Origin of the sequence: Streptomyces sp. NPDC002994, assembly GCF_040611155.1 — a bacterium.
Taxonomy (GTDB): Bacteria; Actinomycetota; Actinomycetes; order Streptomycetales; family Streptomycetaceae; genus Streptomyces.
Map to the genome: position 1 here is coordinate 144,062 of NZ_JBEXNQ010000010.1, position 16,490 is coordinate 160,551.

A 16,490-nucleotide genomic window follows, 5' to 3' on the forward strand; every position below is an offset into this window, starting at 1 on the left:
CTGCGTGCTAGGAACGTTAAGGACGCGGCCCTGAAGCGGTTGAACCGCGTACTACCAGCTCGGGCATAAAGACGAATTCGCTGTGCGGCGCCGGTGTGCCGCCGACCTCTTCGAGGAGCGTACGGACCGCGGCCTGGCCCATCGCCGTCACCGGCTGTCTGATGGTGGTCAACGGAGGGTCGGTGAACGCTATGAGCGGTGAATCGTCGAAGCCGACCACCGACACCTCACGCGGTACGTCCAGACCCAGCCGGCGGGCGGCGCGGATCGCGCCGAGCGCCATCATGTCGCTGGCGCAGACGATCGCCGTGCAGCCCTTCTCGATCAGGGCCGAGGCGGCGGCCTGGCCGCCCTCCAGGGTGTAGAGGGAGTGCTGGATCAGCTCCTCCGCCTCCTCGGCGGTGAGGCCCAGCCGCTCCTGCATGGCGGCGCGGAATCCCTCGATCTTGCGGAGTACGGGAACGAACCGCTTCGGGCCGACGGCCAGGCCGATCGCGGTGTGGCCCAGCGACGCCAGGTGCGTCACGGCCAGCCGCATCGCCGCCCGGTCGTCGGGGGAGATGAAGGGCGCCTGGACCTTCGGCGAGAAGCCGTTGACCAGGACGAAGGGGACACCCTGGGCGCGCAGCTGCTCGTAACGCTGCATGTCGGCCGTGGTGTCCGCGTGGAGCCCGGAGACGAAGATGATGCCGGAGACGCCCCGGTCCACCAGCATCTCGGTGAGCTCGTCCTCGGTGGAGCCGCCGGGCGTCTGGGTGGCGAGGACCGGCGTGTAGCCCTGGCGGGTCAGGCCCTGGCCGATGACCTGGGCCAGGGCCGGGAAGATCGGGTTCTCGAGCTCGGGGGTTATGAGGCCGACCAGTCCCGCGCTGCGCCTGCGCAGGCGGACGGGGCGCTCGTATCCGAGGACGTCGAGCGCGGCAAGTACGGATTCGCGGGTGGCCGCGGCAACCCCGGGTTTGCCGTTGAGCACGCGGCTGACCGTCGCTTCACTGACCCCCGCCTGGGCTGCGATGTCGGCAAGCCGTGCGGTCATGGGAGTGGACTGTACCGGGCGCATCTCAGATTGCCCACCAAGCGCAGGAATCGGGCGGGAGAGTGACCGTATCGCCGTCGGTCGACGGGGGCGCGGACGCGATCAGCAGGCGGCCCGGAGTGGGGAGTTGGGCAGGGCGCGGTGTGGTGTTGAGGGTGCAGACGAAGCCCGGGCGGCTGAACATGAGCAGGCCGTCGGGGTAGCCGCCGGGGGCCTGCTCCCAGGCCATTTCGCCGTCGCCCAGGCCCGGGAGTTCACGGCGCAGGGCGAGCGCCGAGCGGTAGAGCTCCAGGGTGGACTGCGGGTCCTCCGTCTGGGCTTCTACGGTCAGGGTCTTCCAGGTGTCGGGCTGCGGCAGCCAGGACGGGGCGGCGGCCTCGGGGGAGAAGCCGTAGGGCGGTGCGTCGCCCGACCAGGGCATGGGCACCCTGGATCCGTCGCGCAGGCCGTCCTGGCCGTCGCTGCGGAAGAAGGACGGGTCCTGGCGGACCTCGTCGGGCAGGTCGGTGACCTCGGGGAGGCCCAGCTCTTCGCCCTGGTAGAGGTACGCCGAACCGGGCAGCGCCAGCATGAGCAGCGCGGCGGCGCGGGCCCGGCGCAGGCCCAGGGCGTCGTCCCCGCCGCCGTACCGGGTGAGGTGGCGGACCACGTCGTGGTTGGACAGGACCCAGGTGGTGGGGGCGCCGACGAGGGTGGTCGCGGCCAGCGACGTCTCGATCACCGCGCGCATCGCCTGGGCGTCCCACGGGCAGTTCAGGAACTGGAAGTTGAATGCCTGGTGCAGCTCGTCGGGGCGTACGTACAGGGCGAGGCGCTCGGGGGTGGGGGCCCACGCCTCGGCGACGCCGATCCGCTCGCCGTCGTACGAGTCGAGCAGTCTGCGCCAGGAGCGGTGGATGTCGTGGACGCCGTCCTGGTCGAAGAACGGCAGGACCTGGGTGCCGATCATCTTGGCCTGCTCGCGGGCGCCGATGTCGGGCAGGCCCTCGGCCTTGACCATGCCGTGGGCCACGTCGACGCGGAAGCCGTCCACGCCCAGACCCAGCCAGAAGCGCAGGATCGAGTCGAATTCCTCGTGGACCTCGGGGTTGTGCCAGTTGAGGTCGGGCTGCTCGGGCGCGAAGAGGTGCAGGTACCAGTCGCCGTCGGGGACGCGGGTCCAGGCCGGGCCGCCGAAGACCGACTCCCAGTCGTTGGGCGGCAGCTCGCCGTTCGCGCCCCGGCCGGGATGGAAGTGGTAGCGGTCGCGGGCCGGGCCGCCCTGCTGGTCGGCCAGTGCGGCGCGGAACCACGCGTGCCGGTCGGAGGTGTGGTTCGGGACGACGTCGACGATCACCCGCAGGTTCAAGTCGTGCGCCGTGTTGATCAGTTCGGCGGCGTCGTCGAGGCTGCCGAAGATCGGGTCCACGGTGCGGTAGTCGGCCACGTCGTAGCCGCCGTCGGCCTGGGGCGAGGCGTAGAAGGGGGTCAGCCAGACCGCGTCGGCGCCCAGCGCGGCCACGTGCGGCAGGCGTTCGCGGATGCCGCGCAGATCGCCGATGCCGTCGCCGTCGCTGTCGGCGAAGGAGCGCACGTACACCTGATAGATGACGGCGTCGCGCCACCAGCCGCGCTCCGGGGCCGTCCGGGTGGGTGCGAGCTCCTGCGTCATGAAGATCCCTCTCGTATACGGGGGCGGGCCGGTCCTGGGTCGGTCTACGAGATCAACGCTGGTGCCCCTCGAAAGTAACAGGGCTGCAAGTCCTTGCGGTAGTGCTTGCAGATCGGGCGGCAAGGCCGTTAACCCCTGCGCGCACTGGCTGACAAGGGGTTCGACGGCAACCGTGAGGACACGCCGATGTAACGATCGGCAGCGCTTACGGAAAATCTTCGCAAGCTCTTTCGGTCTTCTTTCATCCTTGTTACGTTCCTCGACGACCCGGCGCCGCGACGGAGCGGTTCGGCAGTTGAAGGAGTTCAGATGCGACGTGGCATAACGGCCACCGCCCTGGTCGCGACCCTGGCGCTCGCGGCGACCGCATGCGGCACAGACGACGGTGACACCGGTGACAAGAAGGCTTCGGGCAAGCTGTCCGGCACCGTCACCTGGTGGGACACCTCCACCGTCGGCAGTGAGGACAAGGTCTTCAAGAAGCTGGCGGAAGGCTTCGAGAAGAAGCACCCGGACGTCGACGTGAAGTACGTCAACGTGCCGTTCGGTGAGGCGCAGAACAAGTTCAAGAACGCCGCCCAGTCCGGCTCCGGCGCCCCCGACGTGATCCGCTCCGAGGTGGCCTGGACCCCCGAGTTCGCGGACCTCGGTTACCTGGCGAAGCTGGACGGCACGGCCGCGCTCAAGGACGACAAGGACTTCCTGGCGCAGGCCGCGGCCAGCACGAAGTACAACGGCAAGACGTACGCGGTGCCGCAGGTCATCGACTCGATGGGCCTCTTCTACAACGAGAAGATCTTCAAGGACGCCGGCGTCGAGGTGCCCAAGACCATCGACGAGCTGAAGACCGTCTCGAAGAAGATCAAGGACAAGACCGGCAAGACCGGCCTCTACCTGCGCGGCGACGACGCGTACTGGTTCCTGTCCTTCCTCTACGGCGAGGGCGGCGACCTGGTCGACGCCAAGAGCAAGAGCGTCACGGTCGACCAGGAGCCCGGTGTCAAGGCGCTGAAGGTCGTCAAGGAGCTCGTCGACTCGGGCGCCGCGAAGACGGACGCAACCGACGGCTGGGAGAACATGCAGTCGGCGTTCAAGGACGGCAAGGTCGCCATGATGATCAACGGCCCGTGGGCCGTCGCCGACACGTACGCCGGCAAGGAGTTCAAGGACAAGGCCAACCTGGGCATCACCACGGTCCCGGCCGGCAGCAAGGGCCAGGGCGCCCCGCAGGGCGGCCACAACCTCGCCGTCTACGCGGGCTCCAAGAACCTGGAAGCCTCGTACGCCTTCAGCGAGTACATGACCTCCGCCGAGAGCCAGGCCCAGGTCGCCAAGGAGCTCAGCCTGCTCCCGACCCGCACGTCGGTCTACTCGCAGCCGGACGTCTCCGGCAACCAGGTCGTCGGCTTCTTCAAGCCCGTCGTCGACAAGGCCGTCGAGCGCCCGTGGATCCCGGAGACCGGCAGCCTCTTCGCGCCGCTGGTGACCGAGTACACCAAGGTCCTCACCGGCCAGACCACCCCGGAGAAGGGCGCCAAGACCACCGGCGACCAGTACCGCAAGCTCCTCAAGGGCTGGAAGTAACAGGAAGGCAGGCCGACTGATGGCTGTCCACACCAGCCAGTCGGTGGCGAAGGCCGCGGGCGACGACGTCGCCCGCGGCCCGAGCCGCGGTGCTGGTAAAACGCCGGGCAAGCTCCGGCGCTCGCTCTCGACCCACTGGTACGCCTGGACCATGGTCGCCCCCGTGGTGATCGTGATCGGCGTGATCATCGGGTACCCGCTGTTCCGCGGGATCTACCTGTCGATGACCGACGCCAACGAGCGCAACGTCGAGCGCAGCATCGGCGTCAACCACATGCCCGCGACGTACGAGTTCGTGGGGCTCGACAACTACGCCGACGCGCTCACCGGCGACCAGTTCCTCGGCACCCTCGGCTGGACACTGGTGTGGACGGTCTCCTGCGTCAGCGTCACGTTCCTGCTCGGCCTGGGCCTGGCGAACATCCTCAACCGCAGGATCGCGGGCCGGTCCTTCTACCGGATGATGCTGATCCTGCCGTGGGCCATCCCCGGCTTCGTCTCCGTCTTCGCCTGGCGCTTCCTCTACAACGAGGACCGCGGCTTCCTGAACCGGATCCTGGCCGGCGGCGGCATCGACGCCGTGCCGTGGCTCAACGACCCCACCATGGCGAAGATCTCGGTCATCGCCGTCAACGTGTGGCTCGGCGTGCCGTTCATGATGGTCGCCCTCCTCGGCGGCCTCCAGTCCATCGACAGCGCGCAGTACGAGGCCGCCGAGATGGACGGCGCCAGCGCCTGGCAGCGCTTCCGCCACATCACCCTGCCGGGACTGCGCCCCGTCAGCTCCACCGTGATCCTGCTGAGCACGATCTGGACCTTCAACATGTTCCCGGTGATCTTCCTGCTGACCCGCGGCGGACCCGGTGACGCCACCCAGATCCTGGTCACCCAGGCGTTCAAGTTCTCCTTCGAGATCAGCCCCCGCGACTTCGCGCAGTCGTCCACCTGGGGCGTACTGATCCTGATCCTCCTGATGCTCTTCGCCGCGGTCTACCGGCGAGTGCTCCGCAAGCAGGGAGATGTCTGGTGACCACTGCCCCCCTTACCTCTGCCACGCCGAACGCCCCGCTGCGCGGCCGGCGCTCCCCGCTGGCCTCGGTCGGCCTGCACGTCACGCTCGTCGTGGCGTCCGTGATCGCCGTGTTCCCCGTGCTGTGGGTGCTGCTGACCTCGCTCAAGCCGCCGGCGTACGCGACCAGCACCGACTTCTTCAAAGACACGACGCTCACCAACTACACGAACCTGCTGAACGACACCCCGTTCCTCACCTGGTTCGCCAACTCGCTGCTCGTCGCCGGCCTGACCACGGTCGTCGGTGTCTTCGTCGCCGCCACCACCGGCTACGCCGTGAGCCGCTTCCGCTTCCCCGGCAAGCGGGGCCTGATGTGGACCCTGCTCATCACCCAGATGTTCCCGGTCGCGGTCCTGATCGTGCCGATCTACAACATCATGTCGAGCATGGGCCTGCTCAACCAGCCGGCCGGCCTGGTGATCACCTACCTCACGATCGCCGTGCCGTTCTGCGCCTGGATGATGAAGGGCTTCTTCGACACCATCCCGCGCGAGATCGACGAATCGGGCCAGGTCGACGGCCTCACCCCGTTCGGCACCTTCTGGCGGCTCATCCTGCCGCTCGCCAAGCCCGGCATCGCGGTGACCGCGTTCTACTCCTTCGTCACCGCGTGGGGCGAAGTGGCGTACGCCTCCGCCTTCATGGTCGGCGACGAGAACCTGACCCTCGCGGGCGGCCTCCAGAAGTTCGTCAACCAGTACGGCGCCCAGTGGGGCCCGATGGCCGCCGCGTCCGTGCTGATCGCGATCCCGGCGGCGCTGGTGTTCCTCTTCGCGCAGCGCCACCTGGTGACGGGTGTGTCCGCCGGAGCCGTAAAGGGCTAGCGCTCTCTTCTCATACGCCTATACGTCGGCGGCGCCGGACCCGCACACCGGACCCGGCGCCGCTCCCACCCCATGACTTCCAGGGACGACATGACCCAGCACCTCGCTGCTCCCACCGCCCCCACCAGTGGCCCCAGCCCTGGCCCCACCATTGGAAACCGGCGGCACACCGGCTGGTGGCGCGACGCGGTGATCTACCAGGTCTATCCGCGCAGTTTCGCCGACGGCAACGGTGACGGCATGGGCGATCTCGAAGGGGTACGCCGCCGCCTCCCGTATCTCCGGGACCTCGGCGTCGACGCTGTCTGGCTCAGCCCCTTCTACGCGTCCCCGCAGGCCGACGCCGGCTACGACGTCGCCGACTACCGGGCCATCGACCCCATGTTCGGCACCCTCCTCGACGCCGACGCCCTGATACGCGACGCCCACGACCTGGGCCTGCGCATCATCGTCGACCTGGTGCCCAACCACTCCTCCGACCAGCACGAGTGGTTCAAGCGCGCACTCAAGGAGGGCCCCGGCTCCGCCCTGCGCGAGCGCTACCACTTCCGGCCGGGCAAGGGCGACGACGGCGAACTCCCCCCGAACGACTGGGAGTCCATCTTCGGCGGCCCCGCCTGGACCCGTACGGCGAACCCGGACGGCACGCCCGGCGACTGGTACCTGCACCTCTTCGCGCCCGAGCAGCCCGACTTCAACTGGGAACACCCGGCCGTCGCCGACGAGTTCCGCTCCATCCTGCGCTTCTGGCTCGACATGGGCGTGGACGGCTTCCGCATCGACGTGGCGCACGGCCTGGTCAAGGCGGACGGCCTTCCCGACCTCGGCAGCCACGACCAGCTCAAGCTGCTCGGCAGCGGTGATGACGGCACGCCCTTCTTCGACCAGGACGGCGTCCACGAGATCTACCGCTCCTGGCGGCAGATCCTCGACGAGTACCCCGGCGAGCGCATCGGCGTAGCAGAAGCGTGGACGCCGACCGTGGAGCGTACGGCCAACTACGTGCGACCCGACGAGCTGCACCAGGCCTTCAACTTCCAATACTTGGGCACGGACTGGGACGCGACTGCGCTGCGCGAGGTCATCGACGTATCCCTCGCCGCGATGCGCCCGGTCGACGCCCCCGCGACCTGGGTCCTGTCCAACCACGACGTGACACGCCACGCGACCCGCTTCGCCAACCCGCCCGGCCTCGGCACTCAGCTGCGTACCCCCGGCGACCGCGAGCTCGGCCTGCGCCGGGCCCGCGCGGCGACGCTGCTGATGCTGGCGCTGCCAGGGTCGGCGTACATCTACCAGGGCGAGGAGCTCGGCCTGCCCGACGTCACCGACCTGCCCGACGCGGCCCGCCAGGACCCGTCGTTCTTCCGCGCGGAGGGCCAGGACGGCTTCCGCGACGGATGCAGGGTGCCGATCCCCTGGACGGCCGGGGGGCCGTCCCACGGCTTCGGTACGGGCGGCAGCTGGCTGCCGCAGCCGGCCGGGTGGGGCGAGCTGAGCGTCGAGACGCAGACCGGTGACCCCGGCTCGACCCTGGAGCTGTACCGCTCCGCACTGGCCGTACGCCGCGAACACCCGGGCCTGGGGGCGGGCACGGACGTGGCATGGCTGGACGCCCCGGAGGGCGTGGTGGCCCTGGCCCGCGAGGGCTTCGTCTGCACGGTCAACACGACGGGCGCGGCGGTGCGCATCCCCGCCCCCGGCCGCATCCTGCTCGCCAGCGGCGAAGTCACATACACCGACGGGGACTTCGACCTCCCTGCCGACACCACGGTGTGGTGGACGGTGTGACCGTTCCCGTGCCGCCGCCGCGGCTGGCGCACATCGCGGAGCACGCCTGTGTCAGTGAGGCCACCGTGAGCCGGGTACTGAACGGCAAGTCGGGCGTCGCGGACACCACGCGCCAGCGGGTGCTCGCGGCGCTCGACGTACTCGGGTACGAACGCCCGGTGCGGCTGCGGCGGCGCAGCGCGGGCCTGATCGGCCTGGTGACACCCGAACTCACCAACCCGATCTTCCCGGCGTTCGCCCAGGTCGTCGAGCAGGTCCTGGCAGGCCACGGCTACACGCCGGTGCTCTGCACCCAGCTGCCCGGCGGGGTCACCGAGGACGAACTCGTCGAGCAGCTGGTGGAGCGGGGAGTAGGCGGCATCGTCTTCCTGTCCGGCCTGCACGCCGACCTGTCGGCGGACCCCGCGCGCTACGCCGAGCTGGCGGCGCGCGGGGTCCCGTACGTCCTCATCAACGGCTACAACGAGGCGATCAGCGCGCCCTTCGTGTCACCGGACGACCATGCCGCGATGCGGATGGCGGTCACCCACCTCGCCGAACTCGGCCACGAGCGGATCGGCCTCGCGGTCGGCCCGCAGCGGTACGTGCCGTCCCGCCGCAAACGGGAGGGTTTCGTCGACGCGCTCGGCAGCACGCTGCGTACGTCGCGCCCCGAAGCCGAACTCCTGGTCCAGCACACGCTGTTCAGCGTCGAGGGCGGCCAGGTCGCGGCCGGTGCGCTGCTCGACGCGGGATGTACGGGCATCGTCTGCGGCAGCGACATGATGGCGCTGGGCGTGGTCCGAGCAGTGCGCGAGCGCGGCTTGGACGTGCCGGACGACGTCTCGGTGGTGGGCTTCGACGACTCGCAGCTGATCGCCTTCACCGACCCGCCGCTGACCACGGTGCGCCAGCCGGTGCAGGCGATGGCGACGGCGGCGGTCGGCGCGCTGCTGGAGGAGCTGGGCGGCAGCCCGGTGCAGCGTACGGAGTACGTGTTCCAGCCGGAGCTGGTGGTACGGGGCTCCACGGCGCAGAAGCGCGCGTAGCGGAGCGGGGCGGCAGGGGGAGCCCGGGACCTGCCCTGGTCGGGCCGCGGGGAATCAACGGCCCCGGGGTCTCCCTGTCGTACCCGACCCGGCCGGACGGGCGCGTGGGGCCCGGACGTGCCGGGACCCCCGGCCGGCCGAGCCGGAGTCGAGAAGAACGTAACAGCTCGCAATAAGTTGCGAAAGAGATTGCAAGAAGAAATCTGGCAGATTTCCCGCAGGTTAGCGGACTGTGTCGCAAGGGTTGACCGCGCTGATGAGGGCTCGTACGGTCTGCCCCGGCGGCAAGTTTTCAACTATTGCTGCAAGAACATTCAGGAACATTCAGGCCTTGAGGGCAAGGCGCGTTGCCGCGCGAGGCTGCACCGTCGCACCCGCACCTCCCCCCATGCAGGAGGAAACAATGGCTCGCAGACCTTTCTCTGCCGCGCTCGCCCTCGCCCTCACCGCCGGAGCGGGACTGCTCGTGGCCCCCACGGGCACCGCACAGGCGGCCCCGCCCGGCGGTAAGGACGTCACCGCCGTCCTCTTCGAGTGGAAGTTCGACTCGGTCGCCAAGGAGTGCACGCGGACCCTCGGACCGGCCGGGTACGGCTTCGTCCAGGTATCCCCGCCGCAGGAGCACATCCAGGGCAGCCAGTGGTGGACCTCGTACCAGCCCGTGAGCTACAGGATCGCGGGACGGCTCGGTGACCGGACCGCGTTCGCGAACATGGTCAGCGCCTGCCACGCGGCGGGCGTGAAGGTCATCGCCGACAGCGTCATCAACCACATGGCGGCCGGCAATGGGACCGGCACCGGCGGCTCGTCGTACGAGAAGTACAACTACCCCGGCACGTACTCGGGCTTCGACGTGGACGACTGCCGCGCCCACATAACGAACTACGGCGACCGTGGGAACGTACAGAACTGCGAGCTGGTCGGTCTGGCGGACCTGGACACGGGTGAGGACTACGTCCGGGGCAGGATCGCGACGTACCTGAACGACCTGCTCTCGCTGGGCGTCGACGGCTTCCGGATCGACGCGGCCAAGCACATGCCGGCGGCGGACCTCGCCAACATCAAGTCCCGGCTGAGCAATCCGGGGGTGTACTGGAAGCACGAAGCCATCTACGGCGCGGGCGAGGCGGTCTCGCCGAGCGAGTACCTGGGGTCGGGCGATGTACAGGAGTTCCGGTACGCCCGAGACCTGAAGCGGGTCTTCAACAACGAGAACCTGGCCTACCTGAAGAACTACGGGGAGGGCTGGGGGTACATGGAGAGCGGGAAGTCGGCCGTCTTCGTGGACAATCACGACACGGAGCGCGGCGGCGACACACTCAGCTACAAGGACGGCGCGAACTACACGCTGGCCAATGTCTTCATGCTGGCGTGGCCGTACGGCTCGCCGGACGTCCACTCCGGCTACGAGTGGTCCGACAGGGACGCGGGCCCGCCCAACGGGGGGACGGTGAACGCGTGCTGGAGCGACGGGTGGAAGTGCCAGCACAACTGGCCCGAGATCAAGAGCATGGTCGCCTTCCGGAACGCGGCGCGGGGCCAGAGCGTCACGAACTGGTGGGACAACGGCGGCGACCAGATCGCGTTCGGGCGTGGCGACAAGGCGTACGTGGCGCTCAACCACGAGGGCTCGTCGCTGACCCGCACCTTCCAGACGGGGCTGGCGGGGGGCTCGTACTGCGACGTCCAGTCGAACCGGGTGGTGACGGTCGACGCGGCCGGGCGGTTCACGGCGACGCTGGGCGTGAACACGGCGGTGGCGCTGCATGTGAACGCGCGTACGTGCGGCGCGTGATGGTCTGACCGGGGCGCAGTGCGGTGCGGGTGCGCGGTGGTGCGGGCCTGCGGCAGACCCCGGACGCCCTACGGGCGTGTCTTCAAACGCCGGACGGGCTGGATTTGCTGAGCGCGGCTCAAATGTGCCGCGCTCAACACCCAGCGGCCCGCGCAGCAGCCTTCGGCGCCGCCCCCCAGCCTCCAGCCCCCGCCCGGCAAATCCAGCCCCTCCGGCGTTTGAGGAGCGGGGTCTGGGGCGGAGCCCCAGCTTCGGGAAGGGGCGGGTAGGGGAAAGCGCCGCAGGCAACCCGCACCGCACCCGCACCCGCACTCTCACCCCCTCACCCCAACCTCCACCGAAGGAGAGCAAGCCCATGTCCAGCAGAGTCGGCGCAGCCGTCGCGGCTGCATTGTTCGCGGCGCTGATACCCGCCCCGCCTGCCGCAGCGGCGAAGCCACCCGCGCCGCCGTCCGACGCCAAGCTCGCTGCCGAGCCCACGCGGCACGACCTCACCCGCGAGCAGTTCTACTTCGTACTCCCCGACCGGTTCGCGAACGGCGACCCCGCCAACGACAGGGGCGGGCTCACGGGGTCGCGCCTGGCGACCGGCTACGACCCCACCGACAAGGGCTTCTACCAGGGCGGCGACCTCAAAGGCCTCACCCAGAAGCTCGACTACATCAAGAACCTCGGCACCACCTCCATCTGGCTGGCACCGATCTTCAAGAACAAGCCCGTCCAGGGCACCGGTAAAGACGCCTCAGCCGGCTACCACGGCTACTGGATCACCGACTTCACCCAGGTCGACCCCCACTTCGGCACCAACGCCGACCTGGAGAAGCTGATCGACAAGGCCCACGCCAAGGGCATGAAGGTCTTCTTCGACGTCATCACCAACCACACCGCCGACACCGTCGACTACGCCGAGAAGAAGTACGGCTACCGCCCCAAGGGCGCGTACCCGTACCTCGACACGTCAGGCCGCCCCTTCGACGACCGCCAGGGCGTCGGCAAGACGGACGCCGACACCTTCCCGTACACGCCCAAGCCGCGCGAGGACGAGAAGAAGGTCCCGTCCTGGCTCAACGACCCGACGATGTACCACAACCGGGGCGACTCCACCTTCGCCGGCGAGAGTTCCGAGTACGGCGACTTCGCCGGACTCGACGACCTCTGGACCGAGCGCCCCGAGGTCGTCGACGGCATGGCGGACATCTACCAGAAGTGGGTCCGCGACTTCGACATCGACGGCTTCCGCATCGACACCGTCAAGCACGTCGACCTGGACTTCTGGACCGAGTGGGCGACCGCCCTCGACGCGTACGCCGCCAAGCGCGGCCGCGAGGACTTCTTCATGTTCGGCGAGGTCTACTCCGCCGACACCGAGGTCACCTCGCCGTACGTGACCCGCGGCCGCCTCGACTCCACCCTCGACTTCCCGCTCCAGGACGCCACCCGCGCGTACGCCTCCCAGGGCGTGGCCGCGAGCAAGCTCGCCGAGGTCTTCGCCGAGGACTACCGCTACACCACCGACAAGGCCAACGCCTACGAGCAGGTCTCCTTCACCGGCAACCACGACATGGGCCGCATCGGAACCTTCCTCAAGCAGGACAACCCCAACGCGGACGAAGCCGAACTCCTGAAGCGGGCCCGCCTCGCCAACGAGCTGATGTTCTTCTCGCGCGGCAACCCGGTCATCTACTACGGCGACGAACAGGGCTTCACGGGCGCGGGCGGCGACAAGGACGCCCGCCAGACCCTCTTCGCGTCCAAGACCGCCGACTACCTGGACGACGACCAGCTCGGTACGGACCGTACGCACGCCTCCGACGCGTACGACACCACGCACCCCATATACAAGTCGATCGCCGAGCTCGCGAAGCTGACGAAGACCCACCCGGCTCTCCGCGACGGCGTACAGCAGGAGCTGCACGCGGAAGGCTCGGTCTACGCCTTCTCCCGTACGGACGCCAAGCACAAGTCCGAGTACGTCGTCGCCACGAACAACGGCGCCGAGGCGAAGACGGTCGAGCTGACGGTGGGCTCGCCGAACACGGACTTCCGCACCCTGTACGGCGCTTCCGAAGCGGTACGCAGCGACGCCGACCGCAAGGTGAAGGTCACCGTGCCCGCGCTGTCGTCCGTCGTACTCCGGGCGGCCGAGCCCCTCCCCGCCCCGGCGGCCAAGCCGGCCATCACCCTCAAGGCCCCGGCCGCCGGCGCGACCGGCACCGTCGAGATCAGCGCGGACGTCGACGGCGGGCAGCTCAACCGCGTCGTCTTCGCCGCCCAGACCGGCAACGGCAAGTGGCGCACGCTGGGCTCCGCCGACCACGCGCCGTACAAGGTCACCCAGTACCTGGGCCGAGACATTGCGGCCGGAACCGCCCTCCGCTACAAGGCAGTCGTAGTGGACAGCGCCGGACGCACCGCGAGCGCCCTCGCCTCGACGACGCCGGGCCAGGCCCCCGCGCCCGGCAAGCCGACGGCCGTCGAGCGCGACTACGCCGTCGTCCACTACAAGCGCCCCGACGGCGACTACGACGGCTGGAACCTCAAGTCCGGTGACAGCTCGGCCACCTTCACCGGGCGCGACGCCTACGGCGCCTTCGCGTGGATCAAGCTCGCCGAGGGTGCCGCGTCCCTCCCGTACACCGTCGAGAAGAACGGCACGGCGGACGGCCCGCAACGCACCATAGACCTCGGCCGTACGGGCGAAGTCTGGATCGAGCAGGGCAAGGACGGCCAGGCCACCAAGGCTCCGGACGGCGCGTACCCGCCCCAGGACAAGACCAAGGCCGTCCTGCACTACCAGCGCGCCGACGGCGACTACGACGGCTGGGGTCTGCACACCTGGACCGGCGCCAAGGAGCCCACCGACTGGTCGAAGCCCCTGATGCCGGTGAAAAAGACCGCGTACGGCGCGACCTTCGAAGTCCCGCTCGCGGACGGCGCCACGACCCTGTCCTACATCCTCCACAAGGGCGACGAGAAGGACCTCCCCAGCGACCAGTCCCTCGACCTCGCGACGTACGGCCACGAGGTGTGGATGCTGGCCGGTCAGCCAAAGTACCTGCTGCCGCAAACCGGCGGCGCGGCCTCGCTCGACCTGACCAAGGCCGAGGCGCAGTGGATCGACAAGGACACGGTCGTCTGGAAGGTCAAGGCCACCGAGGCCACCAGCCAGCAGCTGGTGTACGCACGCGACGGCGGCATCTCGGTCGTCGACGGCGCGCTCTCCGACGAGGGCCGCTGGCTGCGGCTGTCGTCCTCCGCCCTGACCGACGCGCAGAAGGCGAAGTACCCGCACCTCAAGGATTACCCGGCCTTCACCGTCGACCCGCGCGACCGCGACCGGATCCGCGAATCCCTGCGCGGCCAGATCATCGCCACCCAGCGCGCCGCAAACGGAGCCCTGCTCGCTGCCACGGGAGTTCAGCTGCCGGGCGTACTCGACGCCACGTACGGGGCGAAGGCCACCGGCGCGGCTCTCGGGCCGGTCTTCAAGAAGGACCGTCCCACCCTCTCCCTCTGGGCCCCCACGGCCCAGCACGTCGCCCTGGAACTCGACGGCAAGACCGTCCCGATGAAGCGTGACAACACGACCGGCGTCTGGTCCGTCACCGGCACGAAGAGCTGGACGGGCAAGCCGTACCGCTACGCCGTGAAGGTGTGGGCGCCGAGCGTCCAGAAGGTCGTCACCAACAAGGTCACCGACCCCTACTCGACCGCGCTCACCGCCGACTCGGCCCGCAGTCTCGTCGTAGACCTCAAGGACCCGAAGCTGGCCCCCAAGGGCTGGTCCACGCTCAAGAAGCCGGCGGCAACCCCGCTGCACGACGCACAGATCCAGGAGCTCCACGTCAGGGACTTCTCTGTCGCCGACAGCACGGCCAAGCACCCGGGGGAGTACCTCGCCTTCACCGACCCCGGCTCGAAGGGCATGAAGCACCTCGACAAACTGGCCAAGGCCGGCACGTCGTACGTCCACCTCCTCCCCGTCTTCGACATCGGCACCATCCCCGAGAAGAAGGCCGACCAGCAGGCCCCGGCCTGCGACCTCTCCGTCTACGCACCCGACTCCGACGAGCAGCAGACCTGCCTCTCGAAGGTCGCGGCGAAGGACGCGTACAACTGGGGCTACGACCCGCTGCACTACACCGTCCCCGAGGGCTCGTACGCCAGTGATCCCGACGGCACCCGTCGCACGGTGGAATTCCGCCGGATGGTCCAGGGCCTGAACGACTCCGGCCTGCGCACGGTCATGGACGTCGTCTACAACCACACCGTGGCCTCCGGCCAGGCGGACAAGTCCGTACTCGACAAGATCGTCCCCGGCTACTACCAGCGGCTGCTGGCCGATGGCACGGTAGCCACGTCCACCTGCTGTGCCAACACCGCACCCGAGAACGCCATGATGGGCAAGCTCGTCGTGGACTCCGTCGTCACCTGGGCACGTGACTACAAGGTCGACGGCTTCCGCTTCGACCTCATGGGCCACCACCCGAAGGCGAACATCCTCGCCGTCCGCAAGGCGCTCGACGAACTGACGCTCGCCCGCGACGGCGTCGACGGCAAGAAGATCGTCCTGTACGGCGAAGGCTGGAACTTCGGCGAGATCGCCGACGACGCCCGCTTCGAGCAGGCCACCCAGAAGAACATGGCCGGCACGGGCATCGCGACCTTCTCCGACCGCGCGCGTGACGCGGTGCGCGGCGGCGGGCCCTTCGACGAGGACCCGGGCGTGCAGGGCTTCGCCTCCGGCCTCTACACCGACCCCAACACCTCACCCTCCAACGGCACCCCTGCTGAGCAGAAGGCCCGCCTCCTCCACTACCAGGACCTGATCAAGGTGGGCCTGACCGGCAACCTGGCGGCGTACACCTTCACCGACACAGCCGGCCGTACGGTCAAGGGCTCCGAGGTCGACTACAACGGCGCACCCGCCGGCTACGCGCAGGCCCCCGGCGACGCGCTTGCCTACGCCGACGCCCACGACAACGAAACCCTCTACGACGCGCTGGCCTTCAAGCTGCCGAGCAAGACGTCGGCAACGGACCGCTCCCGCATGCAGGTACTGGCGATGGCCACGGCGGCACTCTCGCAGGGCCCGGCCCTGTCCCAGTCGGGGACGGACCTTCTCCGCTCCAAGTCCCTGGACCGCAATTCCTACGACAGCGGTGACTGGTTCAACGCGATCCACTGGGACTGCGGCGACGGCAACGGCTTCGGGCGCGGCCTGCCGCCCGCAGCGGACAACAAGACCAAGTGGCCGTACGCCAAGCCCCTGCTGACGACGCCGACGCTGACACCGGGATGCCGGGACATCGACGGCGCGTCGGCGGCGTACCAGGACCTGCTGAAGATCCGTACGACGGAAAAGACCTTCAGCCTCACGTCGGCGGACGAGGTACAGAAGGCGGTCTCCTTTCCCCTCTCCGGCAAGGAGGAGACACCCGGCGTCATCACCATGCGCTCCGGTGACCTGATCGTGGTCTTCAACGCGACCCAGTCCGAGCAGAAGCAGCGGATCACTGACCTCGCGGACACGCCATACGCCTTGCACCCGACGCAGGCGGCGGGCGCGGACGCGACGGTGAAGAAGTCGACGTACGAGCCGACCAGCGGGACGTTCACGGTCCCCGCCCGCACGGTCGCGGTCTTCACCCGCTAGCAACCGGGGCTCGGACCCGAACCACGTTCCTCAATCGCCGACCGGACCGAAGA

8 protein-coding genes and 1 pseudogene are annotated in these 16,490 nt (G+C 69.1%); 7 read left to right on the forward strand and 2 right to left on the reverse strand.

The window, feature by feature from the left end:
• Positions 1–16: 16 nt before the first annotated feature.
• Together ABZX79_RS16000 and ABZX79_RS16005 are read right to left on the reverse strand one after the other, a co-directional pair.
• Positions 17–1,036, reverse strand: coding sequence for a LacI family DNA-binding transcriptional regulator (locus ABZX79_RS16000; RefSeq protein ID WP_355256843.1), 1,020 nt, complete (start codon positions 1,034–1,036; stop codon positions 17–19).
• A 25-nt stretch (positions 1,037–1,061) separates the two neighbouring features.
• Positions 1,062–2,687, reverse strand: a complete 1,626-nt coding sequence (locus ABZX79_RS16005; RefSeq protein ID WP_355256846.1) for a glycoside hydrolase family 13 protein — start codon at positions 2,685–2,687, stop codon at positions 1,062–1,064.
• A gap of 309 nt (positions 2,688–2,996) precedes the next feature.
• Here ABZX79_RS16005 and ABZX79_RS16010 point away from each other — a divergent pair, with 309 nt between their 5' ends.
• The 7 genes and pseudogenes from ABZX79_RS16010 (at position 2,997) to pulA (ending at position 16,437) form a co-directional block, all read left to right on the forward strand.
• Positions 2,997–4,271 carry an extracellular solute-binding protein gene (locus tag ABZX79_RS16010; protein ID WP_355256849.1) on the forward strand — a complete coding sequence of 425 codons (1,275 nt, stop codon included), beginning with the start codon at positions 2,997–2,999 and terminating at the stop codon, positions 4,269–4,271.
• A 19-nt stretch (positions 4,272–4,290) separates the two neighbouring features.
• Positions 4,291–5,301, forward strand: a complete 1,011-nt coding sequence (locus ABZX79_RS16015) for a sugar ABC transporter permease (RefSeq protein WP_355256852.1) — start codon at positions 4,291–4,293, stop codon at positions 5,299–5,301.
• The gene (locus ABZX79_RS16020; protein WP_355256855.1) at positions 5,298–6,167 is read left to right on the forward strand and encodes a carbohydrate ABC transporter permease; all 870 of its coding nucleotides are present in this window, start codon (positions 5,298–5,300) and stop codon (positions 6,165–6,167) included. Before ABZX79_RS16015 ends, ABZX79_RS16020 begins: the two co-directional genes overlap by 4 nt.
• A 90-nt stretch (positions 6,168–6,257) precedes the next feature.
• Positions 6,258–7,958 (forward strand): glycoside hydrolase family 13 protein, encoded by a 1,701-nt coding sequence (locus tag ABZX79_RS16025; RefSeq protein ID WP_355257112.1) that lies wholly within the window; start codon positions 6,258–6,260, stop codon positions 7,956–7,958.
• Positions 7,943–8,986: a LacI family DNA-binding transcriptional regulator gene (locus tag ABZX79_RS16030; protein WP_355256858.1), complete on the forward strand. Its 1,044-nt coding sequence runs from the start codon at positions 7,943–7,945 to the stop codon at positions 8,984–8,986. The genes ABZX79_RS16025 and ABZX79_RS16030 overlap by 16 nt, the downstream gene beginning before the upstream one ends.
• Before the next feature lie 403 nt (positions 8,987–9,389).
• Positions 9,390–10,772 (forward strand): annotated as a pseudogene (locus ABZX79_RS16035) (alpha-amylase family protein); the annotation flags it as partial.
• 364 nt (positions 10,773–11,136) lie between these two features.
• The gene (gene pulA / locus ABZX79_RS16040; protein WP_355256861.1) at positions 11,137–16,437 is read left to right on the forward strand and encodes a pullulanase-type alpha-1,6-glucosidase; all 5,301 of its coding nucleotides are present in this window, start codon (positions 11,137–11,139) and stop codon (positions 16,435–16,437) included.
• Positions 16,438–16,490 lie beyond the last annotated feature (53 nt).